This window comes from Lacicoccus qingdaonensis (assembly GCF_900101075.1).
GTDB classification, from domain to species: domain Bacteria; phylum Bacillota; class Bacilli; order Staphylococcales; family Salinicoccaceae; genus Lacicoccus; species Lacicoccus qingdaonensis.
On record NZ_FNFY01000013.1, the window covers coordinates 35427 to 62426 of the forward strand.

29 protein-coding genes, 1 tRNA gene and 2 pseudogenes are annotated in these 27000 nt (G+C 43.7%); 14 read left to right on the forward strand and 18 right to left on the reverse strand.

Annotated features, from left to right (window positions below):
- Positions 1–68: 68 nt before the first annotated feature.
- Positions 69–1070, reverse strand: coding sequence for an acyl-CoA thioester hydrolase/BAAT C-terminal domain-containing protein (locus BLR15_RS08245; RefSeq protein WP_176754105.1), 1002 nt, complete (start codon positions 1068–1070; stop codon positions 69–71).
- A gap of 305 nt (positions 1071–1375) precedes the next feature.
- Here BLR15_RS08245 and relB point away from each other — a divergent pair, with 305 nt between their 5' ends.
- The 3 genes and pseudogenes from relB to BLR15_RS14475 all read left to right on the forward strand — a co-directional run bounded on the left by relB (position 1376) and on the right by BLR15_RS14475 (position 2513).
- Positions 1376–1600, forward strand: a complete 225-nt coding sequence (gene relB / locus BLR15_RS08250; protein ID WP_092986483.1) for a type II toxin-antitoxin system RelB family antitoxin — start codon at positions 1376–1378, stop codon at positions 1598–1600.
- Positions 1601–1797: 197 nt separating this feature from the next.
- Positions 1798–2223, forward strand: a pseudogene (locus tag BLR15_RS08255) (PTS transporter subunit EIIC); the annotation flags it as partial.
- A 2-nt stretch (positions 2224–2225) separates the two neighbouring features.
- Positions 2226–2513, forward strand: coding sequence for a hypothetical protein (locus BLR15_RS14475; protein WP_407927595.1), 288 nt, complete (start codon positions 2226–2228; stop codon positions 2511–2513).
- 33 nt (positions 2514–2546) lie between these two features.
- Here BLR15_RS14475 and BLR15_RS08260 read toward each other — a convergent pair whose 3' ends face one another.
- From BLR15_RS08260 to BLR15_RS14050, 4 genes are all read right to left on the reverse strand, one after another.
- Positions 2547–3068, reverse strand: a complete 522-nt coding sequence (locus BLR15_RS08260; protein WP_092986485.1) for a TlpA family protein disulfide reductase — start codon at positions 3066–3068, stop codon at positions 2547–2549.
- Positions 3065–3733: a hypothetical protein gene (locus BLR15_RS08265; protein ID WP_092986486.1), complete on the reverse strand. Its 669-nt coding sequence runs from the start codon at positions 3731–3733 to the stop codon at positions 3065–3067. The genes BLR15_RS08260 and BLR15_RS08265 overlap by 4 nt, the downstream gene beginning before the upstream one ends.
- A 95-nt stretch (positions 3734–3828) precedes the next feature.
- The gene (locus BLR15_RS08270) at positions 3829–5367 is read right to left on the reverse strand and encodes a BCCT family transporter (protein WP_092986488.1); all 1539 of its coding nucleotides are present in this window, start codon (positions 5365–5367) and stop codon (positions 3829–3831) included.
- 173 nt (positions 5368–5540) lie between these two features.
- Positions 5541–6185 (reverse strand): pentapeptide repeat-containing protein, encoded by a 645-nt coding sequence (locus BLR15_RS14050; RefSeq protein ID WP_092986490.1) that lies wholly within the window; start codon positions 6183–6185, stop codon positions 5541–5543.
- A gap of 80 nt (positions 6186–6265) precedes the next feature.
- Here BLR15_RS14050 and BLR15_RS08280 point away from each other — a divergent pair, with 80 nt between their 5' ends.
- On the forward strand, positions 6266–6679 hold the full coding sequence (locus tag BLR15_RS08280) for a hypothetical protein (RefSeq protein ID WP_092986492.1): 414 nt from the start codon (positions 6266–6268) through the stop codon (positions 6677–6679).
- A gap of 27 nt (positions 6680–6706) precedes the next feature.
- Here the strand turns inward: BLR15_RS08280 and BLR15_RS08285 are convergent, their stop codons facing one another.
- The 7 genes from BLR15_RS08285 to BLR15_RS08315 all read right to left on the reverse strand — a co-directional run bounded on the left by BLR15_RS08285 (position 6707) and on the right by BLR15_RS08315 (position 11490).
- Entirely contained in the window at positions 6707–6895 is a 189-nt protein-coding gene (locus BLR15_RS08285) for a transcription initiation factor TFIIIB (RefSeq protein WP_092986494.1), read from the reverse strand.
- Positions 6896–6905: 10 nt separating this feature from the next.
- Positions 6906–7415: an O-acetyl-ADP-ribose deacetylase gene (locus tag BLR15_RS08290; RefSeq protein WP_092986496.1), complete on the reverse strand. Its 510-nt coding sequence runs from the start codon at positions 7413–7415 to the stop codon at positions 6906–6908.
- A gap of 98 nt (positions 7416–7513) precedes the next feature.
- Positions 7514–7777, reverse strand: coding sequence for an FmdB family zinc ribbon protein (locus BLR15_RS08295; RefSeq protein ID WP_176754107.1), 264 nt, complete (start codon positions 7775–7777; stop codon positions 7514–7516).
- A gap of 4 nt (positions 7778–7781) precedes the next feature.
- The gene (gene fmdA, locus BLR15_RS08300; protein WP_092986500.1) at positions 7782–8966 is read right to left on the reverse strand and encodes a formamidase; all 1185 of its coding nucleotides are present in this window, start codon (positions 8964–8966) and stop codon (positions 7782–7784) included.
- 361 nt (positions 8967–9327) lie between these two features.
- A complete protein-coding gene (locus BLR15_RS08305) occupies positions 9328–9675 on the reverse strand; it encodes a hypothetical protein (protein WP_092986502.1) in 348 nt (115 codons plus the stop codon).
- 3 nt (positions 9676–9678) lie between these two features.
- Entirely contained in the window at positions 9679–10218 is a 540-nt protein-coding gene (locus tag BLR15_RS08310; RefSeq protein ID WP_092986504.1) for an ADP-ribosyltransferase, read from the reverse strand.
- 102 nt (positions 10219–10320) lie between these two features.
- Positions 10321–11490 carry a serine hydrolase domain-containing protein gene (locus tag BLR15_RS08315; RefSeq protein ID WP_092986506.1) on the reverse strand — a complete coding sequence of 390 codons (1170 nt, stop codon included), beginning with the start codon at positions 11488–11490 and terminating at the stop codon, positions 10321–10323.
- Between the two features lie 280 nt (positions 11491–11770).
- Between BLR15_RS08315 and BLR15_RS08320 the strand changes: the two genes are divergently transcribed.
- Entirely contained in the window at positions 11771–12439 is a 669-nt protein-coding gene (locus BLR15_RS08320) for a M15 family metallopeptidase (protein WP_092986508.1), read from the forward strand.
- Between the two features lie 145 nt (positions 12440–12584).
- Positions 12585–13142, forward strand: coding sequence for a hypothetical protein (locus tag BLR15_RS08325; protein WP_092986510.1), 558 nt, complete (start codon positions 12585–12587; stop codon positions 13140–13142).
- Positions 13143–13204: 62 nt separating this feature from the next.
- Here the strand turns inward: BLR15_RS08325 and BLR15_RS08330 are convergent, their stop codons facing one another.
- Positions 13205–14764 carry an ABC transporter substrate-binding protein gene (locus tag BLR15_RS08330; RefSeq protein WP_092986512.1) on the reverse strand — a complete coding sequence of 520 codons (1560 nt, stop codon included), beginning with the start codon at positions 14762–14764 and terminating at the stop codon, positions 13205–13207.
- 173 nt (positions 14765–14937) lie between these two features.
- Here BLR15_RS08330 and BLR15_RS08335 point away from each other — a divergent pair, with 173 nt between their 5' ends.
- Positions 14938–15528, forward strand: a complete 591-nt coding sequence (locus BLR15_RS08335; RefSeq protein WP_092986514.1) for a pyridoxamine 5'-phosphate oxidase family protein — start codon at positions 14938–14940, stop codon at positions 15526–15528.
- Between the two features lie 63 nt (positions 15529–15591).
- On the opposite strand, the gene BLR15_RS08340 is transcribed toward BLR15_RS08335, so the two are convergent.
- Positions 15592–16323 (reverse strand): formate/nitrite transporter family protein, encoded by a 732-nt coding sequence (locus BLR15_RS08340; protein ID WP_176754108.1) that lies wholly within the window; start codon positions 16321–16323, stop codon positions 15592–15594.
- A gap of 81 nt (positions 16324–16404) precedes the next feature.
- On the opposite strand from BLR15_RS08340, the gene BLR15_RS08345 reads away from it, so the two are divergent.
- Positions 16405–16477, forward strand: a tRNA-Ala gene (locus BLR15_RS08345).
- 62 nt (positions 16478–16539) lie between these two features.
- On the opposite strand, the gene BLR15_RS08350 is transcribed toward BLR15_RS08345, so the two are convergent.
- The 3 genes from BLR15_RS08350 to BLR15_RS08360 all read right to left on the reverse strand — a co-directional run bounded on the left by BLR15_RS08350 (position 16540) and on the right by BLR15_RS08360 (position 19566).
- Positions 16540–18276 carry a DUF2207 domain-containing protein gene (locus BLR15_RS08350; protein WP_092986518.1) on the reverse strand — a complete coding sequence of 579 codons (1737 nt, stop codon included), beginning with the start codon at positions 18274–18276 and terminating at the stop codon, positions 16540–16542.
- 38 nt (positions 18277–18314) lie between these two features.
- Entirely contained in the window at positions 18315–19001 is a 687-nt protein-coding gene (locus tag BLR15_RS08355) for a phosphoribosylaminoimidazolesuccinocarboxamide synthase (protein WP_092986520.1), read from the reverse strand.
- 142 nt (positions 19002–19143) lie between these two features.
- A complete protein-coding gene (locus BLR15_RS08360; RefSeq protein WP_092986522.1) occupies positions 19144–19566 on the reverse strand; it encodes a hypothetical protein in 423 nt (140 codons plus the stop codon).
- A gap of 551 nt (positions 19567–20117) precedes the next feature.
- On the opposite strand from BLR15_RS08360, the gene BLR15_RS08365 reads away from it, so the two are divergent.
- Both BLR15_RS08365 and BLR15_RS08370 read left to right on the forward strand, forming a co-directional pair.
- Complete coding sequence (locus BLR15_RS08365) at positions 20118–21110, forward strand: NAD(P)/FAD-dependent oxidoreductase (protein ID WP_092986524.1); 993 nt, start codon at positions 20118–20120, stop codon at positions 21108–21110.
- 120 nt (positions 21111–21230) lie between these two features.
- The gene (locus tag BLR15_RS08370) at positions 21231–21728 is read left to right on the forward strand and encodes a DUF1189 family protein (RefSeq protein ID WP_092986527.1); all 498 of its coding nucleotides are present in this window, start codon (positions 21231–21233) and stop codon (positions 21726–21728) included.
- Positions 21729–21879: 151 nt separating this feature from the next.
- Here the strand turns inward: BLR15_RS08370 and BLR15_RS08375 are convergent, their stop codons facing one another.
- On the reverse strand, positions 21880–23388 hold the full coding sequence (locus BLR15_RS08375) for an FAD-dependent monooxygenase (RefSeq protein ID WP_092986529.1): 1509 nt from the start codon (positions 23386–23388) through the stop codon (positions 21880–21882).
- A gap of 156 nt (positions 23389–23544) precedes the next feature.
- Here BLR15_RS08375 and BLR15_RS08380 point away from each other — a divergent pair, with 156 nt between their 5' ends.
- The 4 genes and pseudogenes from BLR15_RS08380 to BLR15_RS08395 all read left to right on the forward strand — a co-directional run.
- Entirely contained in the window at positions 23545–23901 is a 357-nt protein-coding gene (locus BLR15_RS08380) for an MmcQ/YjbR family DNA-binding protein (protein ID WP_092986531.1), read from the forward strand.
- 115 nt (positions 23902–24016) lie between these two features.
- Entirely contained in the window at positions 24017–24808 is a 792-nt protein-coding gene (locus BLR15_RS08385; protein ID WP_092986533.1) for a gluconate 2-dehydrogenase subunit 3 family protein, read from the forward strand.
- Positions 24809–26566, forward strand: coding sequence for a GMC family oxidoreductase (locus tag BLR15_RS08390; RefSeq protein WP_092986535.1), 1758 nt, complete (start codon positions 24809–24811; stop codon positions 26564–26566). It begins immediately after the preceding gene.
- A 219-nt stretch (positions 26567–26785) separates the two neighbouring features.
- Positions 26786–27000: pseudogene (locus BLR15_RS08395) on the forward strand (IS5/IS1182 family transposase); the annotation flags it as partial.

Sequence of the window (27000 nt, forward strand, 5' to 3'; positions counted from 1 at the left end):
CTTGTTAAATAAATTGCCCTTCCCATTCTTCGAGTGGGAAGGGCTTTACTTTTCTGTACGGAAATATACTAGTTCACCGCATTCTCTTCCAGAAATTCAAGCACCATCCGGTCGCTGTCTTCACCCGCCTGGACGTTCGCTTCCTCCGTACCGCCCATCATCATTCCGGCAAGCGCCGTCGGCCCGAGGAACAGATGCCCGGCATCTTCAAAGATTTCCACCTGTGCATTGTCACCCAGGTCCTCTCCGATCTGTTTTGCCATGACATCACCCTGCCACATTGCATCGTCCCCGCCTGCAATCAGCAGGGCCTGTCCGTCAAAACTACCTGTATCGATCCTCGCCGCTTCAGAATTATCATTCATTTCTACGGCTGATTCATATGTTTCCCGGTACTTCACAGGATTCAATACAGCAAAGTCAAACATCGTCCGTGCAAACGCTCCGAAATCGGACTGTGAAAGATCGATATAGGGCAGCTCTTCACCATCATATGTCCATGATGACGCCATATCCCCTTCAAATGACAGTCCCATAAAGATATAACTCGACGGTGTGTATAATATCAGATTATTGATTTCATCATAATAGTTAGTGAGCACCAGTCCGAGCTCAGCACCTTTCGAGGCACCGAGCAATGTGATATCAGTGCCGGCGAGATCTGCATACTCCAGGAAATCTCCAAAAAACTCCAGCGGTACCCTGTTCAGTTCATCCACCTGGTTGTCCGCCCCAAAAAAGAACATCGCATAGACTTCATATCCGTTTTCTGCAAGAAATTCAGCAGTATCCGTGTTCGGACTGCCTTCCGATCCGCCGAAGACCGCAATCGGTTCCGCATCATTTGGGTCATCCGGTATAAAATGAAAGCCATTGGCCGCACCGTGCTCAAAATGTTCAACCGTACCGCCTTCAAATACCTCCGGATAAATTGAAAGGTCATTCACATCTTCCATGTCCCCATCAAATCCCCACTTCTGTGTGTTATAAAAACGCATAGCAAATACCGCGGCAACGAGAACAATGATAAGTACAACCAGACTCAGTAATATTCTTATGACGATTTTCATACGCATCCCCCCTGTTATGATTTTAAACCCGTATTATAAAGTTGTATAATTACCCTTAATTATACACTATTAACTGCCAAAAACACATTGCATGTCATCAAAGAAGTCTGTTTGAAACAAAATAAAAATTATAATACCGAGGTGAAAAAAATGGAATTCAACAAGCTGATACCGGACCCCCGACGGCTATCTGCTCCGGTTTACGGATTAATGTGATTTTACAGTCGTTTTCTAATAAATACCTTTCAATTTACTCCAAACCAACTTTGTAATACAGTATATTACAAAGACGGGAGTGATCAACTATGACTTTATCTGTAAGAATGTCCCCTGAAGAAGAAGCATTGATCAAAGAGTTTGCTGAAACGTATGATATAAGCGTATCATCACTAATCAGAACTTCGGTATTGGAAAAAATTGAGAATGAAATTGATGTCAAATTGTATGACAATTCAATGGCTGAACATTTAAATGAAGATGAATCCGTGTCTTTTGAAGAAATGGCCTCTCAATTGGGCTTGACCCCTTGACCGGACATAGAAAAGATTTTTATAAATAAATAGAAAACACGACAAGGAGCGTATCCCTGATAAGGGAAACGCTCCTTTCTTCACCTCCATTTTTGTCACAAACATTGTGCCAAACCCGAACCGGGCTGTGATTGTTTATATATAGGAAAGATTTTAAAATGGAGATACCATAAAAATTATTTGAAGGGGTGACACAAATGGCAGAAGAAACAAAACGTTCAGGCGGTATTCAGCGCAAGGCTCAGGCTTTCGGTTCTTTTCTAAGCAGTATGATCATGCCGAATATCGCAGCATTTATCGCATGGGGGCTGATTACGGCACTCTTCATCGAAGACGGCTTTTTACCTAACGAGAACATCGCCGGTATGGTCGACCCGATGATCACTTACCTGTTACCGCTCCTGATCGCATTTTCAGGGGGCCGTCTTGTCCATGACATGCGCGGTGGTGTCGTCGGTGCGACAGCGACGATGGGTATCATCGCCGCCGCAGATTCACCGATGCTTCTCGGTGCCATGATCATGGGTCCGTTAAGTGGTTATTTAATGAAGAAAGTCGATGAATTCCTTGTTCCAAGAACGAGACAGGGTCTCGAGATGCTGGTCAACAACTTCTCGGCCAGGGCGTGGACCTAATCATCAGCTGGGGTGTCCTGCCGCTGGTCAGCATATTCATCGAACCGGCAAAAGTATTGTTCCTGAACAATGCGATCAACCACGATCAGCTTTACGAAAACAACCTGAAACATGATACACTGGCAAAACTCGTTTCATATGCACTGCAGTTTGATAACCTGGACGACCCGGAACAGATCCGGATGACTGAGATGATCAAAGACCAGGGCATCGCAGAATTCATTAAAGAACATACGGAACTGCCTGAACCGCTGGTCAGAGATATTATAGAAAGATAATAAAGCTGATGGAACATATTCCATCAGCTTTTCCTATTCCAGAACCATAAACTCCCTGTACATCGTTTCGTAGTTGATTGCGCCCCTCGCCACATACTGTGTCACACCTTCAGAATCGATCATGTAGGTCGTCGGATAGGCAGACAGCTGATAGCTGTCCTCCACCGTCCCTTCCTCATCCAGAAGTACCGGCATCGTCAGACCGAGTTCATCTACAAAACCCGAAACACCCTCAATATTGTTTTCAGAATGGGTCAGGTTCATCGCCAAAATGACAGCATCCTCTTCGTTATATAATCTTTCAAAGTCAGGCATTTCAGCCCGGCACGGCGGGCACCATGTCGCCCAAAAATTGATGATGACAGGCTCTCCCCTGAAATCAGACAATTTTACAGTGTTCCCTTCAAGCGTATCCACTTCAAAGTTGGGCGCAGTCTGCCCGGGCGCCAGTCCTGCATCTTCCTGATGAGTGTCATTGTCCGATGAACCGAAAAATTCATAGAACGACCAGCCCAGCATACCCACAACTACAGCGATAATGATATATTTTTTCATCGGTCAACTTCCTTTTCATCTTTTCGGGACGAACCATATGCGGTCGTAATCAGCACTGTCACACCCGCCGCAAGCAGCACGGCAAACCATGGCCGCATTGTATAGCCAAAGGCCGTCGCTGTGCCGTAAACAAAAAATAATACAACGATGCCGACAGTCCATGACAACACAGCAGTGATCAGCAAATACCTCTTTTCAATCCGGTTGTAAAGTACATAGAATACCAGAAATAAAACAGCGAGTACTATAAAGTAAACAAATGCATATGTATCATCATAAATGATGAAGTGTATGAACTCGTACATCATCGATGATGTTAAAAATAAAGTGATCATCCCATCTGAAAATTCCTTTAAATCCAACCTGCCTTTTAAATTTTTATAAATGATGACAGCCGCAGTGATGACAAGTGACGCATAAAATACCGCGGAGTCACTCGGATAGGCAAGCACCGCCAGAGGGTCCTCCAGAAAGACATCCAGATTCAATATGATCTTTATGATATATATGAAAATGATCAGATTGATGAACTGCGACAGCAGCTCCTCCAGTATTTCCTTCTTCTTACTTTTAGCGGCTTCATTCAGCATAATATAAATGATGCTGCCGAACACTGCACTGACGGCCAGAATGACGGCTGAAATCAATGTTTCGGTAATAACCATGGCATTCCCCTCAGATTGGAATTTAACTTATCCTGTATATTATATGTATCCGGCCATTAAGAAAAGCCCTCCGTTTCTGAAGGGCTTAAAATTTATCAGTCCTGATCCTGCTTCTTGATGAAAAGCTTTCTATTGCCCGGATTATTATACCTCGGTCTTTCCCTGCTCAAGGAGATGAAGAGCGACCATGTCATGAGTATGATGACGAGCGAGAACGGCAGTGCCGCGACAATCAGCATATTTTGAATGGACTGCACTCCTCCGGTGTAGATCATGATGATTGCGAATGCCGATAAAATGATACCCCAGCTGACTTTGACAAAGCCCGCCGGATTTATACTGCCTTTTGTTGACAGCATACCCAGCACGAATGTGGCCGAGTCGGCCGATGTCACAAAGAATATAACAACGACCAGCACTGTAAATAAGCTCATGAAGTAGCCAAGCGGATATTGTTCCAGCATGGCAAAGGTGGCCGTCTCTGTGGCATATTCCGAAATTTGGGCAATACCGTTCAATTCAAGGTTGATCGCCGAAGCACCGAACACTGTAAAAAATATGAACATGACCACTGAAGGCACGATCAGCACACCGATGATAAATTCCTTGATTGTACGGCCGCGGGACACACGGGCAATGAAAATACCGACGAACGGTGCCCATGATACCCACCATGCCCAGTAAAATATCGTCCAGTCGGCAACCCAGCTCATCTGACTTTCGTCATTCATCGGGAGACGCATTCCCATTTCAAAGAAGTCAGTAATATAATTTCCGACCGAGTTCGTAAACGAATTTAAAATATAGAGCGTCGGGCCGATGATGAATAATGAGAGTAAAATTGCAAAGGCGAGCGACATGTTCAAATTACTCAACCGTTTGAGGCCTTTATCAATGCCTGACCATGCAGACCATGTGAAAAGTACGGTTGAACCTGCGATGATAGCAAATTGAACCGGGAAACTGGATGGAATATCAAAAAGATAGCCCAGCCCTTCATTAATCTGCATTGCACCGAATCCCAACGTCGCCGCAACACCGGTCACTGTCGCGATGACAGCTAAAATATCTATCATCTTACCGAAGAAACCCTGTGCCCATTTTTCACCGATCAGCGGTGTCAAAGTCGCACTGACAAGACCCGGATAGCCTTTATGGAAATTGAAGTAGGCAAATGTCAGAGCGACAATCGCATACACCGCCCATGCATGGATACCCCAATGGAAAAATGAGTACTGCAATGCTTCATCGACCGCAGCGGCAGAGCCCGGTTCTGATACCGGCGACGTTGTGAAAGCATGGCTGATCGGTTCTGCCGTTGTCCAAAAGACAAGTCCGATTCCCATACCCGCACTGAATAACATCGCAAACCAGGAAGGCAGTGAAAACTCGGGGTCCTCATCCTCTTTGCCCAGCTTGATGCTTGAGTAACGGGAAAATAATAAGTATACACAGATGGCCAATATTATCATGATCAATAATAAGTAGTACCAGCTGAAATATGTGGAAATGAACGCCGTAATGTTTCCTGTAACCTGTTCGGTCTCTTCCGGCACGATTGCACCAAAAGCGACAAAGATTACACAGATAGAAAGTGCAATCCAGAATACCATTGAAACTGATTTTAGTTTCATGAAAATGCTCCTCTATTCACTTTTAATATTAACCGATAAACTGTTCACGGATTAATTTACAGTTTTATACTATAGACTAACCGGCGCGCTTTCTCAAGGGTATATAAAAGACTTAAGGGTAAAATGTAACCGTAATTCATTATTGTATTTTACCTTGCATATTTTATGAATATTCACTCATCTTTGACTACGAGACCCATTAACGCAGCCATCTGGACCGCCTGCAGACTGGAAACGATGCAGCCCGCAAGATCCTCCCTTTTAATGCTCAGCGATTCAAAATGTGAAGTGCTGATATCCACACCGGCCAAAGAGGTGTCGATAAACCTCGACTCACTCAAGTCACATTTTTCAAATTCAATATTTTTAAATTTAACATTGAAGAAATCGGCAGTGACAAAGCGCGTATCTTCAAATGACACATTTTCAAGCTTTGACTCGTGAAACCCTGAAAAATTCAACAGCGATTCGTGGAATTTTATATGCTTCATGACGGATTCATCAAAATTGACACCCGTCATTTTACAGTTGATGAATTCAACACGGTGCATCGACGCTTTGCTGAAATCCGTATTCGAAAAATCACAGTTGATGAAAAGGGTGTCCGTCAAATCCGCCCCGTCAAACTCATTATCCGATAAATTGCTGTCTCTGATGACCGAGCCGTATGATATGAGCCTTCTTAGATCTTCGGCTCTGAAACGGGCATCGATAATTTCAACACCGTCAAAAATCTGGTCTTCATCTTCCTGTACAGATTTGTATGTAACACGTTCAGGTTCAGGTATTATTTTCGGCTGTTTAATGTTGATATCTATTCCCTCCTTATTATTAAATCTCTCTGAATCATTTCATCTTAATGTTATAATTATACCAACTCTGATCAAGGTGGATGTTTATGGATAATAATGAACTGATTGAAGCAGAACACATCTGTGACCGTGCCTTGTTAAAAGTGGAAACGGCACTTGCACACTTAAAGTCAGCAAAGAGCTGGGGCACCTTCGATATGTTCGGAGGCGGATTTCTGACCAGTTACTTTAAAACCAACAAGATTGAAAAGGCAGAGAAAGAAATTGAACAGCTGCACGGAGAGCTCAGAAAGCTGAATGAGACTTCAGATGACATCAGATATGCCCTGGATGGATTTGAAGCATTGACAAGCCTACAGAAAACACTGGATATCGGACTTGATGATATTTATACAAACTGGAAAAACCAGGAACATATCAAGCAAAATATTAAATTGCTCGAAGAACTGAAGGACAATCTGATTGAGCTTGAAAAAGATTTAATTTCTAAACATGCATGATAAAACCCTCACTCCAGAGGGTTTTTATCATTTCTTGAACTGTTCAGGTTTTTCGACTTTCATGCTTAATATCTCACCACAGTCTGTACATACATCGGCGATAATCACACTGCCGAAAGACAAGCGCTTGTGATCCGGCCGCATTGCCGCATAACCGCTCAATATCCCCTGTTCTATATCCCTGCTCCCGCATTTTGGACACTTTTTCTCTTCCATTCTTCTCCCCCTAGTCACTATTCAACGCTGTATCATAAGCCTTCTTCGTCTCTTCATCAAATAAAACCCATGTAACCCGATCAAAAGCATCCGGATTTTCTTCCATCATCACTTTCACTGTGTTGACCGCGATCGCTGCAGCTTTATCAACCGGGAAATGATAGACACCTGTGGAAATCGATGGAAAGGCGATATTACGTATGTCATTATCCTTCGCCACTTCCAAAGATCTCCGGTAACAGCTCGCAAGCAGATCTTCTTCGTTATTGCTTCCGCCGTTCCACACCGGACCGACCGTATGAATGACATGCCCGACCGGCAGATTGTAGCCGCCGGATATTTTCGCGTCACCCGTTTCACAGCCGCCGAGCTCCCGGGTTTCTTCAAGCAGTTCCGGCCCTGCAGCTCTGTGGATTGCACCATCCACACCGCCGCCGCCCAGGAGGCTTTTATTCGCCGCATTGACGATCGCGTCGACATTTTCAACTTTTGTTATATCCCCAAGTTCTGTCTGAAGCATTTTATCACTCCTTTAATACTTCTTATACCCTGAGTGATAAAATATAAATAAAATATCCCGTACATTGAAAATTTCAACATACAGGAAAGTTATCATCATTAAATCATCCATGGTCTCGGATTAGTTTCCTTTTTACGAATATTGCTTTGTGGCAGCTGATCCCTCTTTACTACTTTGGGTTTCATACCTTCGTCAATTCTTTTGACTATTTTGGAATCCATCCGACTGACATTGAAGAGTGTGAATACACGACTCGATTCTCCGCTGCATCCCGGACACTCATCACTCGCAAGATTATCGTTCATGGACTTCCACACATCATACTCCCCGCATTGTTCACATTTAAATGTATACTGTGGCATTAAATCACTCCAACTTGGGAATAATATTTTCATTAAAGATTTCTTTAGGTAATGACAAAGTACAACACGCGTTAGGTATATCCACTATGCCTGCGATATGCCCCTGTACCGGTGCAGAACCAAGCAGCATATATGCCTGTTCTCCTGTAAAGCCGCAGGTCTTCAAAAATTCTATTGCATTCAGGCAGGCATTTCTATATGCAGTGTTTGCATCCAGGTACTCCTGACCACCGGAAAATTCATTGACAGAAATACCTTCAAATACCAGGTATTCATTGTAATGCGGCATTACAGGCCCAGGTTGGAATGCAGGATTCCGTTCGATCTTATGCTTTTTCATACCACCTTTGATTACATCAACTTTCAACTCTATCCATCCGGGGATTTCAATCCCGCCACAGAATGTAATTTCTCCATCACCTTGTGAAAAATGCAGATCGCCGACCGAGAGCTTTGCACCATCCACGAATACCGGGAAGTAGACTCTTGAACCTTTGGATAAGTTCTTGATATCACAGTTACCTCCGTTTTCTCTCGGAGGTACTGTCCGTGCACCTTCGTCAGCTACACGATTAAAATCTTCCCCTTTTAAAGTTCCTGCGACAACCGAGTCCGCATCCGGCAGTTCTGCAAGTGGCGGCACCCGACCTGAGTCGGTATCCACTAATGCCTGCTCGCGTCTGTTCCATTCATTCAGCAATTCCTGTGAGGGTGCAACACCGATTAATCCTGGGTGAATGATACCGGCGAACTTCACATTCGGCACATGCCTGCTGGTTGCATAAATTCCCTCAAAGTCCCAAATAGATTTGGCCGCATCGGGATAGTGATCGACCAGGAAACTGCCTCCGTTTTCTTTCGCAAAAATGCCGTTGAATCCCCATTCATGTGCACTGAATGTTCCAATGTCAAGTATGTCTACAACGAGTAAATCACCAGGTTCCACCCCATTAACATGTACAGGTCCACTCAGAACATGAACACGTTTCAAATTTACATTCGCAATATCAGAAGGGTCGTCATCATTCGAAATCTGTCCGTCTGTCCAATCCAAACATTCCATTTTGAACGTTTCTCCCGGATCTACCGAAAAGGCTGCTGGAATATCAGGATGCCAACGATTGTGTCCAGGGTGCTTCTGCTCATGCATTTTCTTGTTCAAATCAACTTCGAAAATCTTTTTAGACATTTAAACCGCCTCCTGTATTTTTAGATACACTTATATAATACTTTGATATTCTGAAAATTACAATAAATATAAGAAAGGGCTTTCATTTTTCTCGTATATCCAATTGAATAAAAGTGGGAAACGTGAATATGATGAATCTGACTTCGTTAAAGAGTGAGATATCGCAAAACAGCATGGAGCTTTTAATGATGAAGATAATGTGGATTTAGCATTTCTGCAGTCCGCTGTGGATGCATTTGCAAAACATGTTAAGAGATATGTATAACTGATATTATAAAATTTCTGAGTTTTAGAATAAAGAAGCACTGACAAATTAAATTTATACGTTGCCAGTGCTTCTTTATTATGAAATCATCCTTTTCTAATACTTCTTAATTTTCTTTGATGTTTTATTATTTTTCGCTTTTCGTATCTTGACTACTCTCGCCCTATATTGATTAGATCTTTTTATTCTAGGTCTAATAAAGCTCCTATCTTCTTTAGTGGAATACCGTTGATTTCCTTCTTTAATGAAATCATTAAGATACTCTTCTAACTCTTCTGAAGAAACGCGTTTTTCATCATTTTTAGGTTGATACTTGTCTGGATGATTTTTTGCATCTTCTCTAAACCATTCTGCATCTTTCATCCATCTTTCATTGATTGAATTTCGAGTTCTTTCGTTCTTACGTTTTTTGAGTGGTTCTTTTTGATTTCTTAACTTAATCATAGATTACACCACCTTTAAAAATATATACTTAATATCCTTTTCTATATCATGTTGCTTACTTATTATTTTATAATTGCATTCTCTGTTTAACAGAAATTCTTTTTCATCTTTAAATTTTGATAAAGGTGCGATATATGCACCATTAACATAGGCAGGGAGTTGTGCAAGTATTATATGTTTTGTTTTACTTTGTGAAAGCTGAAATGCTTTAATTTTAGAAATTGTAGTACTCTTGAAATCTGAAAATGAGTAAATTACATTGTTGTTCTCTATAAAAATATATTCTTCCTCACTCACACTTCTATAAACTGTTAAGTTTTCACCATATCTAAATTTCTTTAAACCAGATTCAATATCTTTAATGATTTCACAAACCATAGGATTCATATGTGTATTTGTAGCATCTCTCAGTGCTTTATTCACTGAAAAATATATATCTACATCAGTATATTTAACAATCGCCTTTTTTTCGCCAGCAGTTAAAAAGGGAATCCATTTATTTTTTGCATGGTAGGTTAAAGCTGCTTCTAAAGAACGCTTCATGTTTTTCTCCTTTGATGATGGTACTCTATTATAACATTATTGAACCTTTAAGTAACTTGTGACCCTTGATAAGTACTGTCAAAGGTATTTTTTAAAAATACTTTACTTAATATTCTCAATCAGATCTTCAATGAACAGCATATCATCTATCGGCTGAGTGCCTTTGGGTTTCGGACGGGCTGAAGATATCGCGACGACCACTTCTTCTGAAGGATCGATATGAAGCACCTGGCCGTGGATGCCAAAGGCCTGGAACGCTTTATGTTTCTTCGATTTCTCCGTCCATGCGGGCCACCACATCAGCCCGTAGTTGACAGTTTCACCATTATCCAGAGTAGTTGCCTGAGTTGCCGCCTCCACCCAGCCGTCCGGAAGCAGCCGCTTACCATCAATTTCGCCGCCATCAAGGATGAACTGTCCGAAGCGTGCATAATCCCTCAGCACTGCAGAAAAACCACTCCCTCCGATTTCATTGCCGTCCTGAGAATCCAGCCACCATGCCGCTTCACTTTCCATGCCATACGGTTCCCAGATTTTCTCCGAGAGATAATCAGATAAATTTTTACCCGTCGCACCAATGACGATTTCACTCGCCACCGTCGTTTCCCCCGTTGAATAATTATGGATATTTCCGGGCTCACCAGCACTCGGAAGTTCGGACATTACTTTAAGCAAAGCGCCCGGTTCTTTGGAAACCTGCGCCCTCAAGAAGTCCCGGCGGTCCGAATCGGGGTTAGTATATGTTTCATCCCATTTAACACCGGAATTCATACCAAGAATATGACGGACAGTCGTATTTTCATAAGCACTCCCTTTCAGGACAGGTACATACTTCGCAGTCGGGTCATCAATACTTTCAATGTGACCCTCTTTGACAGCAACTCCCACCAAAGTAGAAGTGATAGATTTCGCTACAGACATCGACATCCAACGTGTATCCGGACCATTGCCCCTCAAATAATTTTCATACACCATCCCGCCCTCTTTTAGAACCACAATCCCCGTGACCGAGTTCAACGTCAGATAATCATACAAATCATAATTCTGATCCTCCGTCTCTGTCGCTTTATCCTTGATCTGCGACTTGAACGGCTTCAGTGAGAAAGGTGATTTTTCAAGTGGTTTTGGGGTCGGGGAAGCTGGAATTGAACGTGTCGGAAACAGACGTTCTATATTACGGAATGTATTAATTGCAAGATCCGGAAGCATATCGCCGTTATATATGTTTTCTATTGTTCCTATCTTTTCATTGGCATGTCTGTAAAAACTCATGAACGGTTCTCTTCCTTTCAAGAATGATATTTTAAAAAAGTTGTATACACTTTTAAGTATTCCCTGCCCCATAAACCTTTAACCGTTATGCGATCCGGACCTTTGATATTCAATGACATGGGTGTTTTCAGTTTCGATTTTATGAATAATACAGCCATATGACAGCAAAATGACAAAAAGTTTCAATTCTAACAAACACATTTCATTTCTCTTCGCAGGGTTGTGGTACTGTTTAGTGCATTATATACTCGTACAAGTGAATTTTTAAAGGTGGAAGAAAATGAAATTTTTAATCAATATATTATTGACAACAGTTCTGGGGCTCATCGGCACCCTAACACTGTTCAGTGCGCTTAATACAGTCTTTGCAGATCAGTCTGCTGAAGAACATACATTTTTAACAGTCTCCAAAATAATTTCCAAAACACCCGAAATCGACCTTTCCCTCCCCGAACCTCCATCTCCTGAAAATGAAGATAAAGAAGACAAAGAAAAAGATGAAGAGGAGAAGAAACCAGAGCTCGGCGGTCTGCATCCGGAAGTCGAAGAAAAGTCTGAAAAACTCGTGGAAAAGACGAAGGAAAAAGATATAGACATCCGGATTTCGAGCGGTTTCAGAACCGAAGAAGAGCAGGACGCGCTGTATGCACAAGGCAGAACAGTGCCCGGTCCAATCGTTACAAACGCAAAAGGCGGAGAGTCCCATCATAACTACGGTCTCGCTGTCGACTTCGCTATCGAAGACGGAAATGATGTCATCTGGGATATTGAATATGACGGTAATGACAACGGCAAATCCGACTGGAAAGAAGTTGCAGAAATCGCAAAAGACCTCGGCTTCACGTGGGGCGGCGACTGGGAAGAGTTTAAAGACTATCCCCACCTGCAGATGGATTTCGACACTTCCATCCGTGACTTACAAAAAGGCGATGATGATATTTTCCAATAGATGAATGAAAGCTTCACGGACAGGTACAATCAAGGACCGAGAAGCTTTTTATTCGCCCTCTGAAATGTCAACATATAAAATCTGTTATTATTCACACAGTTATGTGTATGATATAGGAAGATATAAAAATTCAGGGAGGCATTCCATGGAAATACTCGCAAATGTACTTTCAGGTCTGGTCGGCGGTGCACTCGCATTGGTTGGTGTCTGGATCCAGAATAACAAGCAGGATAAAGATACACATCAGGAGTTGAAGAATAACATTGTAAGTCTGATTGATATTCATCTTTATAAAATCGCCCAGACAAGAAATATCGAGCTCAATAAATATAAAGCTTTGGCAAATAAGCAGGAATCTTCAGAAGCTTTTTACGATGTTAAAAATAATTTTGAAGAGATTGATAATCAGATACAGGAACTGATGAGTTTAATCAGAGTCTATTCAAACAACTCAAATGATTGTGTCCAGGATTTACTGAAAAGATTCCAGCCGTTAAATCAGCAGCTGAACAGGTTTACCCGTGCCCACAGCATGTATGTAAATAAATTTGACGATAACACTTTTGACCGTGAGAATTTAGCCAGATCCAAATATAAATTAGATACGGAGTTAAAGAACTACATAGATAAGATGAGAAATTTTTCCAATAACCATTTTGATCATCCAATCTTTGAGTATCCTCTTAAAGAATTGGAGTACTAAACGGATAAAACGCTCCGGACCATGATTAATTTATGGTCCGGAGCGTTTTAATATCTCAATTTCTATTCTTCAATACTGACCTCGTGCAGTGAGAAACTCGTATTTGGTGATATTACCAAATTATTTACAGATTCATGATAACCGACACTCACGTTTGAATGATGCATCGGAACCCACACTGCGTCATTAGTGGCAAATTCGTTAATCTCATGAAGCAGATCCATTCTTTCATCCTGGTCGATGGTTGTTCTCGACTGTTCGACAAGGTTGTCGAATTCTTCATTGTTATACCTTGAACGGTTGGTCGCATCTATATTATCAGAGTGAAGATTCGGATAGAACAATTCACTGCCGTCTGCAGTACTGTTTGCCCAGCTGAGAAATGCCATTTCATAATTTCCGCCTGCGGCTTCTTCAAGGAATGCGCCCCATTCCATCATTTCGATACTGACATCGAATCCTGCTTCCATCAGCTGTGCCTGGACAATTTCACTCATCAGTACGAAATGTCCTTCATTGGCTACAAGTAATGTAATCGGTGTTTCATCAAAGCCGTTTTCTTCTATCAGTTTTTGAGATTCTTCCAGATCATAGTCATATCCGAATTCCTGTGCAGACTCATCATATCCGAAAACTTCCGGTCCGATGATGCTGTTGTTCTGAATCCCGGCACCGTTCAGCTGTTCTACATATTCATCACGGTCGATTGCATGGGATACAGCTTTTCTGAATTCCAGATTATTGAATGGTTCTTTCTCCATATTAAAAGTTAAGTAATTGAGACCCGTACCAGGCGTCAGATCAAGTTCAGTATCTTCCATCTCATCTATCCTTGGAATATGCTCAGAAGGAACATTTGGCAGAAAATCGACCTGGCCGGTTTCAAGCATTCCCACTGCAGATGCGTATTCCGGAATGACATGCATGGTGACCTTATCGAGTTCAGGTGCACCTTTAAAGTAATCTTCATTCTTCGTGAGGACAATGTTGTCACTGCTCGCCCATGACTCAAACTTGAAAGGTCCGGACCCGACCGGTTCTGTCATGATATCACCGGATTCATCCGCTTCAGGTGAAACGATCGAAGCATTGACATGTGACAGTGCTGCGAGCAATGGCCCGTATGGTTCCTTTGTATTGATCACTACGGTATACTCTTCTTCAGCTTCTATGGATTCTACAGGCTCAAGCAACGATGCCCTCGGTGCCGCACGTTCTTCATCCAACAGCTGTTCGAAAGTATACTTGACAGCTTCGGCATTCAAAGACGTCCCGTCATGGAACTCGATGCCTTCTATTAATTTGAACTCCCATGTCGTATCATCCAGAGCTTCGTAAGATTCCACGAGATGAGGTTCAATTTCCATCGTCTCGGGGTTATGTACAAAGAGCGTGTCATAAAGCTGTTCTAGCATATAGGCAGAGACAGAATCATTTGTATCTATAGGTGACAGCCCCACTGCATCAGATGATGTCGCAAAAGCAATTTCCTGACTCCCGGACTCAGCACTTGCATCATCACCGGACGCCTCGGATTCTACATCAGTATCATCACTGCAGGCAACGGTAAATACTGTAGCAACTGCAATGAGCAGTGCATTTCTTAAAAACTTCAGTATCATAATTCCAGCCCCTTTTTATTGAATAACTATGATTATAACTTGTCTGAAATATTTATACAATATAAATTTTAGATAATTAAAACTATTTTGAAAATAAATTCATAGAGTTTTAATTATTTCTGGAATTTCTTTTTTTACGAAATGATAAAATGGTTCACATAAGGAGTGATTGAATGTCACAGGGAGAAAAGGTTCTGCAGAATCGTTTCAATACATCCAGAAGAGCCAATGCATTTTACAATAATCAGATGATTGATTTTTTAAATGAAGATATGATCCATTTCATCAGTGAGCAGTCCTTTATGTTCATGTCTACAAGTGATGCCGGGGGCAACTGCGATTCTACATTTAAAGCGGGTGAGAAGGGGTTTGTACATATTTTGGATGACAAACGCATCATGTACCCCGAGTACCGGGGAAACGGTGTGATGGCTTCTCTCGGGAATATCACTGAAAATCCGCACATCGGCCTGCTCTTTATGGATTTTATACATCATCACATCGGACTTCATGTTAACGGTTCAGCCGAAATCATTGAAAATGATGAACTGGATAAAATTTTGGATGAAAGTATGATTGAAGATTTGAAGGAACAGCATTCAGGACGTGCAGAGCGATGGGTGCTGATTGAGGTGGACGAGGCTTATATACACTGCTCGAAGCACATTCCCCACTTTACGGATAAGGATGCGGAATATGACTGGGGTACGGATGATGTAAAGAAAAAAGGCGGCGATTTCTTTAATGTTAAAAAATCAAAGTGAATCATGATGAACACGAAAAAGCAGTTGGATTTCTCCAACTGCTTTTCATTCCGCTTGGCAGATTCACTTCTTGTTCTTACCCAGATAATAATAAACCCCTGCTACAAACACACCGCCGCCAATGATGTTGCCGATCGTCACCGGAATAAGGTTGTAGATGAAACCGCCGACTGTCACTGTTTCAACACTGCTGTGCAGCAGTGCAATGCCGAGTATGGACATGTTGGCAATGCTGTGTTCGAATCCTGTCGCGACGAATGCGAAGATCAATACGAACACCAGTGCAAGTTTTGCGGCGTCACCTTTGGCCCTGGCTGACGTCCAGATGGCAAGACATACAAGCCAGTTACACATGATGCCCTGGAACAGAAGATCCACGAATCCGTCGCTCATCTTATCCGACGCTGTCGACACTGTAAAGCGGTCCATCTCGATTTCGGAGAGTATGCCGCTGAAATAGATCAGAAAGGAAAATAGTATCACTCCGATCAGGTTGCCAATATAACACCAGAACCATAATATCAGTGTGTCTTTCCACCTCGTCACTTTAGACAGTGCGCTGAACGTCAGAGTCATCAAATTCCCCGTAAAAAGTTCAGAACCGCCCCAGATCACTATCGCGAGCGCCACACCGAATGTGATGCCGGTAATGAGGTTCAAATACGGTGAATCCGCAGCATACAGCGGCCCGCCCATAAAGAACAGCACGATCGTCGCCGGCTCCAGCTTTGAAATACTGTCCATTACGGGCGGTCTCTTATCGCTGTTATTGATACCGATGGTATTCTGGTCCACACGTGACAGTAAGATCGTTTAAAATTTAGCTATTGAGTAATATTCAAATATGGCTTACAATATATCCTATGTGATAAATATGGGGCCATAGCTCAGCTGGGAGAGCGTTGCGCTGGCAGTGCAAAGGTCAGGGGTTCGAACCCCCTTGGCTCCATCAGATAAGATAGAAAATCCCCTGGAACTTAAGTTCCAGGGGATTTTTACGACTTTCCGGCACTATCTTGCACCACCGCCTCCACCGCCTGCAGCACCGGCGCCGCCGCCGGCACCTGTTGAACCTCCGCCGCCTGCTGCGGCTGCTGAGCTGGCAGAACTGAATCCGCCCTGTCCAAGTCCTTTCGACCAGGTTTGTGTAGCGAGATGCGGGCCGTAATAATAATGCATCATTGCCGGATACATCGAATCGCCGGTTTCGTCCGGCGTCAATTTTGACAGATGCTTTCTGACATCCTCGCCTTCTCCGACCAGCACACTCCAAATGATATGCACCCTGTAATTCTCTTCACTTTCGTAAATTCTGCTGTAATCTTCTTTAAGATAGTTTTTATACTGACATAAATGATCAATCAGCTGGTTGCCTTTTTCACTCGGTGCCACAATCGGCACAGGAATGCCCCAGACTTTATCTTTCTTATAATTGGCATAGCCGTTCGCCTCCAGCCAGCGGTCCGAATAGTTCTTGAGTTCATCCGCCACCGCACCGACTTCTTCTGCATGCTTTTTCGACCATTTCTTTAATCCTTTTTCATCAATGACACCTTCGTCATCCGCCGCTTCCAGCAGCATGCGCCATAATAATGCGTCATAGCCGCTTTCCAGATCATTGTCCTTCAGATGCTCACTGACCTCTTCAAATGAATGGGAGTAGCCATCGATCAGTGACTGATAATCATGGATCAATATTTCAGGTGACCCCTTATCCAATGTCTTATCCTGATGACCAATTTCAATTGTAATTCTCTCTTCGTCAGTCCACTTCATCAAATACGCCTGGAATATTTCTTCGAAATAAGCCATATTCAAATGCATCAGCATATATGCGATGCCTGCATAATCGCCAATTACCGGCGGTTCACTGGTTTCGAGCCCTTTATTCCTCCGCTTGATACTCCCGGCTGAAGCGATATGTCCGCCCTCTTTGTATCTGGATGCAAGCTGGGTGGTGAAAATGACCACCGCCGCCACAATCGCCCCAAAAATACCGACGAGTGTGACAATAAGGCCGGTACTCATACCGCCGTCATCATAGATGGAGCCGTCCATCGCCTCTTCCTCCTGCTCCTCTATCGATCCTTCACCTGAAACGTCCGTATTATATGTACCTTCAGGGAAATGCATGAGCAGTACAGCATCATTGCCGCCCGTCAAAGTCTCGCCTGCTGTCCACTGGATGCCGTCGTCGACAGCGACGATATCGCCTTCAAAACCGAAGCCCCAAAATTGAATATCTTCATCGTTCAGAGAAACATCCGATGTCACATTCATCCTGAAATTTTCAGTGTCCAGATCTGTGAATGTATCAAAGTTATAATATAGAGACTGTCCGCCTTCAAGATTGCGTACAACATTTTCGAGAGTATAGTTGACGACATACGTATGTTCACCGTACTCACCGATCCCCCAGACAAGTTCGATCCCGTCATCGGTATCGATCTCACCGTATTTACCGGCCTTCTCTTCCTGGCTCGCATCCATATCCCAATTTTCTTCCTCAGCAAATCCTTCGACGGAAAAGTCGGTGACTTCTATGCCTTCCATATCTTCCTCGTTGAAGACGATATAATTTTCGGTGCCTTCATCCATATCCGCTTCACGCGTTTCCGTCACCGAAACTGAGCCATCCTCGTTGATCTCTATATCCATTTCCAGACTGTTGATTTCATTCGCTTCTGCATTCACACTGAAGAAAATAAAAGCCGTCATCGTGATGATCATTGTTATAATGTGCTTCATGATTCCCCTCCGTTTCACAGACTGCTTTCAATGATTGATCAGCCATTAAGTAAATAGTCGCCGATTTTTAACGGATCGACAGATTCGCCGTCTTTGAATACCCGCATATTGCCGCCTGACAGTTCATCGATCAGCAGAACTTTACCGGTTTCAGCGTCCCGGCCGAACTCCAATTTGATGTCATATAAATCCAGCCCCTTATCTGCAAGCTCATCTTTGATCAGTTCGCTGACACGTACAGTCAGATCTGCAACTTCCTGATATTCATCCGGCTTTAAAATATTCAGGGCTTCCAGTGCCGCTTCGTTGATCAAAGGATCTCCACGTTCATCATCCTTCAATGTCATTTCCACATATGCCGGCAGGTCGGCACCCTCTTCAATGTAATTACCGTAACGGCGGATGAAGCTGCCGACCGCCTTGAATCGGCAGATGACTTCCAGACCTTCACCGAACACTGTAATTTTCTTTACCTTCATCGTCCGTGCGTCCACATCCGCATCCACATAATGTGTTGGAATACCTGCTGCATTGATCTTTTCAAAAAGATGGCTGCTCATCCGGAGCCCCGCCCTGCCGGAACCTTCAACCGTCAGGCCGACCTGGTTTTCACCCGGATCAAATACGCCGTCCTTGCCCGTCATATCGTCTTTGAAATAAAGTACAAACTCACCCTTCTCATCCTGATATACATCTTTCGTCTTGCCTTTATACACTAGCTCCATATAGACACCTCATAAATTAAGTTATTATCATTATAATCCTATTGATTAAGAATAGAAAATATTTTTAAGGTTTTTCACTCTTTTGAAGAATACTTTTTTATGTATGAAAAAGGCACCCTGAAAAAGGTGCCTTTTTTACATACTATTGCGGTGCTGTGCTTTTATGAATCCAGTGCATGCTGACATCTTTATGGTTCAAATCTTTTTCATAAGTCAAAATTACACCATTGCCATTATCTGCATCCGCGACTGACTGTGCTCTTGTCTCTTCCATTGCCGATGCGATTGCAGGCGGCAGCTCCATCACTTTGAATACACCCGGAAGCAGTCCTGCGACATCCGCAAGTTCTCCGTTCATATCAGCAGTATTTTGAATTTCCGCTGCCTTATCCGATGTTTCACATGAATTTAAATAAACGTGTTTAACCATCGTTGCCCCGTCCCGGTCATCAACAACTTTGTTCACCCCGTTACAGGATGCGGCTTCAACATTCTGATTGCCCGCTATGGCTCCCAGGCCTAATGCAAGTGCCAATACCATTACTACTTTAAATAGATTTTTCATAAAATGAAATCTCCTTTCATTGTAGTATATTCAAAAGTTTCCACGTCTACATTAAAATAAACGTAAAAACACAATTAAATTTCAATTTAACAATTATATACTGAGTTTCATATCTTATAACAAGATCTGTCATGCCATATACTTCGGACCGGTTTGATTTCAAATTTCCCGAAAATACTGCTGACACTCTAATGTGTAATTGAATAAAATTATATTTCATGGTAAAGTTTGGATGATTCAAACTCATATATAAAATGATTGAACCGGGTGCTCTTTTGAGTGCCCGGTTCTTTTCAATTTAAAATTGGATCAGCTCCTTGTCTTATGAATGTCAATTTTTTAAGCTATTTTAATACCAGCGGCTGCAGGCGATAAAAATAATTAGAGAAGTTTCAAACGTAAAGGATGCAATGACCATCTGGTATAATCTAGTATGGGAATAAGGTGTTTATTTATAAAATCTTTCAAAAGTCGGTGTTTTTGAAAGTCGGAGCCCATGACACAGGCACCTTAAAAAAATGTGCATCAACTATCATTGGAGGCGTTTAAACATGAATGATCATTCATCGGAACTTTATGATATAACGATTATAGGCGGCGGTCCGGCAGGATTGTTTGCAGCTTTTTACGGAGGTATGCGCGGGATGAAAGTGAAAGTGATTGAAAGCCTGCCCCAGCTCGGCGGCCAGCTTTCCGCCCTTTATCCTGAAAAGTATATATACGATGTCGCAGGCTATCCTAAAGTCCGTGCCCAGGAACTTGTCGACAACCTGATTGCCCAAATGGAGATTTTTGAACAGACCGTTGTCCTCGGTCAGACTGTCCAGAATATCAATAAGCAGTCGGACGACACTTTTGTGATTGAGACTGACGAAGAAATACACTACTCAAAAACGATCATCATCACCGGCGGCATCGGTGCTTTCGAACCGAGGAAACTGAAAATTGAAGAAGCAGAACAATATGAAGGCAAAAACCTTCATTATTTTGTCGATGATATAAAAAATTTCAAAGATAAGAACGTACTGATATGCGGCGGGGGAGACTCAGCGGTTGACTGGGCGCTGACACTTGCAGATGATGCGAACGTCACACTGACTCACCGCAGGGACAAATTCCGCGCACATGAGCACAGTGTATCCGAATTGCGTGCTTCCGCGGTCAATATCCACTCCTCATTTGAAGTGGCGGAACTCCGCGGGGACGGTGACAAAATCAGACAGGCCGTTTTGCAGGAAGTGAAAGGTACCGAACAGATTGTCGTTGATGTCGACAGCGTCATCGTCAACTATGGCTTCATCTCATCTCTCGGACCCATTAAAAATTGGGGACTCGATATCACCAGAAATTCAATTCTCGTCAATCCCCGCATGGAAACAAACATCCCCGGCATATATGCGGCAGGGGACATCACCTCATTTGAAGGAAAAGTGAAGCTGATTGTGACCGGCTTCGGAGAAGCGACGACAGCTGTAAGCAATGCCAAGTCATTTATCGACCCGAAAGCCCGTCTTCAGCCGAAGCACAGTACGGATATGTTCTAGCCGGTACGATATGCCACAGCTTTTGATATCCCAAAGAATAAATTTCTTTGGGTTTTTCTTTTGAAGGTGTAGAATGGTTGGAGTAAGTTTTAAGGAATTAAAGTACGGAGGAACATACATATGGGCATTCTGCATGTCTTAAAACTCTGCCTGTCATTGCCGACAAGACAGGTAGTTTTTCAATTGAACCGTGTGAAAACAAAACACTTTTTCGGCTATATCGTCTTACTTCTGTTGATCGCTCTGCTGCCAAACGGCATCCAGCTGGTTACAGACTCCATAAACAGCGGTGGATTCAGCCAGGAATATCTGATTATTCTGATCCTGTATCCGTCTCTCGTGATACTTTTCGGCATTCTCGGTATATCACTTCTTGCATCAATCGGAATTTTATTCAGATGGCTGACCGAAAGGAAGCTGGTGTATCCGTTATTATGGCGGATGACCGTCTTTGCACTGACTTATCCTGTAATCATCTTCACCATTTTGGATATCTTTGAGATGAACGGCACACTCTCCAGCCTGTTACTGCTGGTTATGTTTATGATAATATTTTTCAAAATGATTCTCGTCTACCCTAAAGCGAGGAAGAAAAAGCAGGTAAATAAAGCTCATTAAAACGGATGAAACCGGATGGAATAGATGACCATGCTGATTCCATCCGGTTTTTTCTGTGGATTCCGGACAGTTCCCTCCAAATCGGATTTCCATCCGGTTTACAGATCTATTTCCGGACAGTTCCCAAAATTTTTCTTTTCCATCCGTTCTGTTATCCGGACAGACTTTGAATTTGATATTCATCAACCATACTTCTGATACTGCTCAAATTCTCAATGTCCGCCGCAGCAGATATATGCCCGTCGGGACGGACGAGATAGACAGAATTCTCATTCATCCCTTTATCTTTCAGGGATTTATCCCACGGCAGGTGGAAAAGCTCGAGCCCCGTATCGTTTACCAGTGCTTCAACATCACTGTTCACTTCGCCGTAAGCATGAATCTGCCAGTCGAGAGACTTGAGCGGCCGGAAGTTGTTCACTTCACCGCGCCGGATCCACGGCAGCCTGTCACCGCCTTTAATATCACCGGATTCTCCTCCGCTCAGATTACTGTCATGATAGCTGACCTGAATCTGGGAAACCGTTTCGAACAGCCGCTCCCTCATATATTTGAATTTCAGAAGTCGGGGAATAAAGACCGGCACCACAAAATTTCTCAGTCGCTGCTTATCCACCATAAACTTGAACAGCCGGTCCGTCGTATTGACCAATGTGTGGGCAAATGCAATTCTTTCGCTTTCATATGTGTCGAGGACGGAGGCCGCGGTCTTTCCTTTCAAAACCGCACTCAGCTTCCAGGCCAGATTAAAGGCATCGCCGATGCCAGTGTTCATCCCCTGGCCGCCGGCGGGACTGTGTATATGACCGGCATCTCCGACTATGAACACACGGCCGGTTCTGAATTTTTCAGCGACCCGGTGGTGGGAGCGGTAGGAAGAATACCAGTTCACTTTCTTTAACTTGACCGGCAGAATGTCCTCTGCATATGGAATCATATCGGCAAAATCTTCCGGTCCTTCCCCGCCTTCCTTGAATTCTTCCGGAACCAGGCCGATCAGCCTCACCTGATCCATCGTTCTGATCGGGAAACCGATGCAGAAATATTCATCACGGAAGCCGATGGTCGGCCCTTCCAGCACTGTGTCACTTTCGACGTCCGCGACAAAGAAAGTCTGTTTGTATGTGCCGCCTGAAAAATCGATATCCAGCGCCTTTCTGACGGTGCTCGATGCACAGTCACAGCCGCATATATATGAGAATGTCTTCGTTTCAATACCGTTTTCCGATTCTATGACAGCCTTCACCGAATCACCGTCATCCTGGAAACTTTTCAGTTCATGGTTCCAACTTACTTCGTGCCCGGACGATTCAAGTTCATTCACCAGAATATTCTCATGCGCATCCTGGGGCAGTATCAGAACATATGGAAATGCACTCATTTCCCGTCCCAGCTGACCGACCGGTATACGGGCCAGATGTTTTTTATTTTTAAAGAAATTGATTTTGTTGACCATAATGCCGTTGACTACAATCTTATCGGCAATCCCCAGCTGCTCATAAAGTTCCAGCGTCCTCGCCTGGACTGCCATCGCCCGTGACGTCGTGCCCGGCCCGCTTTCTTTGTCGATGATGGTGAACGGGATGTTCTGTCTGCTCAATGATATGGCGAGTGCAAGCCCGCTCGGCCCTGCACCCACAATCAATACTTCCTTGTCCATAACATACACCTCCACTGCAAAACTCCCAGTTATTTCACTATACCCTATAGATACAATGTTAATTTATAAAAATCTTTACAATATTAATCTCAATTTCAGCATATATTCCTGTGTTCAGGGAACAGTCTACCATATAGTGAAAAGCAGGTGATTACATTGATACAACGTGAAGATATTTTTGATTTTGTGAGTGAAAGATATGGCGTCAGGCCGGACTATCCATGGAAGGGAAACACGACTTATGCGGTGTTAAGGCATAAGGACAATGAAAAGTGGTTCGGTCTGGTCATGGATATCACCGCGGGTAAATTGGGGCTGGACAGCGATGAGAAAATCGACGTTTTGAACGTAAAAGTGAGAAAAGAATTTGTCGGACCTTTACGTGAGAAGGCCGGCATTTACAAGGCATACCATATGGATAAGAATAATTGGGTGACAATCAATCTGGACGAAGTTGGAAAGCCAGGAGAAATTCAAGACCTCATTGCTGAAAGTTATGAACTGACTGAATAAAAACAGCATGTCATTTATATCAAGGGTCAACTTTGACAATTTTATGAATTCACTATAAACTTCAATTAACGAGATTTTTTTTAATTTCACCAAATGATTTCTGGAGGGGATTATAATGGCTGAACACGATAACGAAGGCAAAGAAAAGGTGTTTTCAAGACGTGATTTTCTTAAGACTTCCGGTGTTGCTGCAGGCGGTATTGTCGGCGGGGCAATGTTCGGAGGGGTCGTCGGCAGTCTGTATCAATCAGAAGAAGGCACACAGACCGAAGAACCCGAGACCGATACGGAAGGATCATCATCAGATGGCGAAGCCCTTGATGATGCGCGTACTTACTTCAGCAGAGGTGAAGATTTTGAAACGCTTTCTGCTGCGACTGAAAAAATATACCCTGAAGATGATAACGGGCCCGGCGCCATCGAGCTTGGCGTACCTTATTTCATCGACAGACAGTGTAATCACTTCTGGGGCCGAAATTCAAGGGAATACATGATGGGGCCGTTTGACTATGAAGGTGCAGAAACCCACGGCATCCAGTCAAAGATGACCCGTGCAGAAACATTGCTTTTCGGTGTGCGCCGCATGTTGGAGCTGAGCCGGGAAGAACATGATGATGATTTCGCAAACCTGGATGAGGACCAGCAGATCAACATTCTGGAAAGTTTCGAATCCGGTGATGTAGATATTACAGGCGTACGCTCAGAAGATTTCTTCGCACTGTTAAGAAGTATGACGATTCAAGGCGTATACGCCGACCCTGTTTACGGCGGAAACCGCGACTATGCCGGCTGGAAGATGATAGAGTTTCCGGGACCGCGCATGGGCTGGGGTAATGACATTGAATCAGAAGACTTCCAGGTCATAGAGCCTGAAGGACTACGTACTTATCAAGGAGGGGGAATGTAAATGGCTGAAGAACTGGACAAAGTTGACGTTGTTGTTGTCGGGACCGGCTGGGCCGGCGGTATCGTCAGTGCAGAGCTCGCAAAAGCGGGTAAAAATGTCGTCGCCCTGGAAAAAGGGGAAGAAAAAGTCCGCAGTGACTATATCGGTGTCAAAGATGAGCTGAGATTCGACAACCGTTATGACATTATGCAGAACTTGAAAGGCGACACAGTTACATCCCGGAATGAAATCGATGAGACAGCACTGCCGATCAGATCACCGCAGACGATGCAGATCGGTATCGATACAGGCGGAGCCAGTGTCCACTGGGCAGGCGCCACATACCGTTACTGGCCATATGAATTTGAAATGCGCAGCCAGACGATTGAGCGCTACGGTGAGGAAAAAATTCCGGATGAGATGAACCTGCAGGACTGGGGCATTACATACGAAGAGATGGAGCCCTATTACGAAATGTGGGAAGATACATGCGGTATCGGCGGCGAACAGGATCCGCTTGCGCCTGAACGTAACAAACCGTGGCCGAACCCGCCGATGAAGGAAACACCTTCGTTAAAATTATTTAAAGATGCGGCATCCAACTTAGGACTGCATCCGTATCAGCTTGCTGCAGGCAACATGACTGAAAACTATGAGAACCCGGACGGGGAACAGTTGAATGCATGTATGTACTGCTCGTACTGTACAAGGCACGGCTGTGACTTTGATGCAAAATCAGACCCGATCGCAACTGTAATCAAGACAGCCAACCGCCATGACAACTTTGAGCTCAGACATCGTTCAAACGCACGCCGTGTGTTATATGATGAAGATGAAAACCGTGCGACAGGCGTATTGTATGTGGATGAAAACAGCGGTGAAGAATTTGAACAGCCGGCGGACGTTGTTGTCCTCGCTGCATTCGCATTCTCAAACAATCGTCTTCTGATGCTTTCGGACATCGGCGAACAGTACGATCCGGAAACTGAAGAAGGCACGCTCGGCCGCAACTTCAACGGACAGTACAACCACGCTTTCCATGGTGCGACCGGATTTTTTGAAAATGAGAAATTCAACCTTTATATGGGGGCGGGCGCTCTCGGTGCAACATTGAGCGACTACGCAGCGGACAACTTCGACCATAGTGATCTGGACTTCATCGGCGGCGGCGCCATCGAACTCAGACAATACGGTTTCGCTGCGATCTCCAGCAGTAATAACGTCCCTGAAGGGACGCCGGGCTGGGGTAAAGAGTATAAAGACAAGTCGTTACATTACGCGTACCGCACACTGACAATCTGGTACACGGCGAATGCGATGTCCTACTCCCACAACTATGTGGACCTGGACCCGAATTACAGCGATGAATACGGCGATCCTCTACTCCGTGTAACATATAAATTTGGTGACAACGAAAGGAACATCGCACAGTTCGGCATTGAAAGATGTACTGAAATCATGGAAGAAATGGGTGCCGATATCGTCGAACCCGGTTCAGTACCCGAAGAATTCAACCACAGCTATACAGGCGGACACTATACAGGCGGCGTCGTCATGGGAGACGATCCGGAAACTTCCGTCGTCAACAGCTATCTCCAGATGTGGGATGTCGACAACCTGTTCGTCGTCGGCGGATCAGCATTTCCGCAGCATGGCGGGCACCACCCGACACCGACGATCGGTGCACTCGCCTACCGTGCTGCAGAAGGCATCCAGATGTATATGGATGAAGAACAGGGACAGCTCGTACAGGCAAACAGCAGAAGCAGAAGAGTTTAATCATTTTTACCTGAGATAGCTTAATCATATAAATGCCCGGGGTTAAAAGTCATCACTTTTAATCCCGGGTATTTTAAAATTCTGTTCAATGAATGAATTTCATAATTCTAACCCCATGTCTCCCAACAGTTTTGAGAGTTAAAAAAAGAAGCACCTCCCCAAATCTTGTATAATGGTAGTTGACGAACAAACCATAAAAAGACTGAAGGAGTGCTTCTTATGACCATTATACGACAACCAAGCTTATTTGGCATCCAGGAATTATATGACATGGCACCTCCCCAAAAATATGATGCCATTATTTCTACGATAAATTTGGATAAAATTTATCATGCAGTAACGAAAAAGTCCCGACTTGGTGCACCTGAAGAGTTGAACTATGCCGCCATGATTATTTCTATCTTTGTTAGATATGTTGAACGTATCCCGATGAT

Coding starts and splice junctions, on each gene's coding strand:
- BLR15_RS08310 (WP_092986504.1), bottom strand. CDS start 10,218: ATGAAGCGTTCTTTAGAAGCAGCTTTAACCTACCATGCAAAAAATAAA.
- BLR15_RS08290 (WP_092986496.1), bottom strand. CDS start 7,415: ATGCTTCAGACAGAACTTGGGGATATAACAAAAGTTGAAAATGTCGAC.
- BLR15_RS08260 (WP_092986485.1), bottom strand. CDS start 3,068: ATGAAAAAATATATCATTATCGCTGTAGTTGTGGGTATGCTGGGCTGG.
- BLR15_RS08320 (WP_092986508.1), top strand. CDS start 11,771: ATGAAATTTTTAATCAATATATTATTGACAACAGTTCTGGGGCTCATC.
- relB (WP_092986483.1), top strand. CDS start 1,376: ATGACTTTATCTGTAAGAATGTCCCCTGAAGAAGAAGCATTGATCAAA.
- BLR15_RS08280 (WP_092986492.1), top strand. CDS start 6,266: ATGGATAATAATGAACTGATTGAAGCAGAACACATCTGTGACCGTGCC.
- BLR15_RS08285 (WP_092986494.1), bottom strand. CDS start 6,895: ATGGAAGAGAAAAAGTGTCCAAAATGCGGGAGCAGGGATATAGAACAG.
- BLR15_RS08295 (WP_176754107.1), bottom strand. CDS start 7,777: ATGCCACAGTATACATTTAAATGTGAACAATGCGGGGAGTATGATGTG.
- BLR15_RS08335 (WP_092986514.1), top strand. CDS start 14,938: ATGTCACAGGGAGAAAAGGTTCTGCAGAATCGTTTCAATACATCCAGA.
- BLR15_RS08330 (WP_092986512.1), bottom strand. CDS start 14,764: ATGATACTGAAGTTTTTAAGAAATGCACTGCTCATTGCAGTTGCTACA.
- BLR15_RS08270 (WP_092986488.1), bottom strand. CDS start 5,367: ATGAAACTAAAATCAGTTTCAATGGTATTCTGGATTGCACTTTCTATC.
- BLR15_RS08315 (WP_092986506.1), bottom strand. CDS start 11,490: ATGAGTTTTTACAGACATGCCAATGAAAAGATAGGAACAATAGAAAAC.
- BLR15_RS08365 (WP_092986524.1), top strand. CDS start 20,118: ATGAATGATCATTCATCGGAACTTTATGATATAACGATTATAGGCGGC.
- BLR15_RS08385 (WP_092986533.1), top strand. CDS start 24,017: ATGGCTGAACACGATAACGAAGGCAAAGAAAAGGTGTTTTCAAGACGT.
- BLR15_RS08360 (WP_092986522.1), bottom strand. CDS start 19,566: ATGAAAAATCTATTTAAAGTAGTAATGGTATTGGCACTTGCATTAGGC.
- BLR15_RS08325 (WP_092986510.1), top strand. CDS start 12,585: ATGGAAATACTCGCAAATGTACTTTCAGGTCTGGTCGGCGGTGCACTC.
- BLR15_RS08370 (WP_092986527.1), top strand. CDS start 21,231: ATGGGCATTCTGCATGTCTTAAAACTCTGCCTGTCATTGCCGACAAGA.
- BLR15_RS08355 (WP_092986520.1), bottom strand. CDS start 19,001: ATGGAGCTAGTGTATAAAGGCAAGACGAAAGATGTATATCAGGATGAG.
- BLR15_RS08305 (WP_092986502.1), bottom strand. CDS start 9,675: ATGATTAAGTTAAGAAATCAAAAAGAACCACTCAAAAAACGTAAGAAC.
- BLR15_RS08265 (WP_092986486.1), bottom strand. CDS start 3,733: ATGGTTATTACCGAAACATTGATTTCAGCCGTCATTCTGGCCGTCAGT.
- BLR15_RS08350 (WP_092986518.1), bottom strand. CDS start 18,276: ATGAAGCACATTATAACAATGATCATCACGATGACGGCTTTTATTTTC.
- fmdA (WP_092986500.1), bottom strand. CDS start 8,966: ATGTCTAAAAAGATTTTCGAAGTTGATTTGAACAAGAAAATGCATGAG.
- BLR15_RS08375 (WP_092986529.1), bottom strand. CDS start 23,388: ATGGACAAGGAAGTATTGATTGTGGGTGCAGGGCCGAGCGGGCTTGCA.
- BLR15_RS08245 (WP_176754105.1), bottom strand. CDS start 1,070: ATGAAAATCGTCATAAGAATATTACTGAGTCTGGTTGTACTTATCATT.
- BLR15_RS08390 (WP_092986535.1), top strand. CDS start 24,809: ATGGCTGAAGAACTGGACAAAGTTGACGTTGTTGTTGTCGGGACCGGC.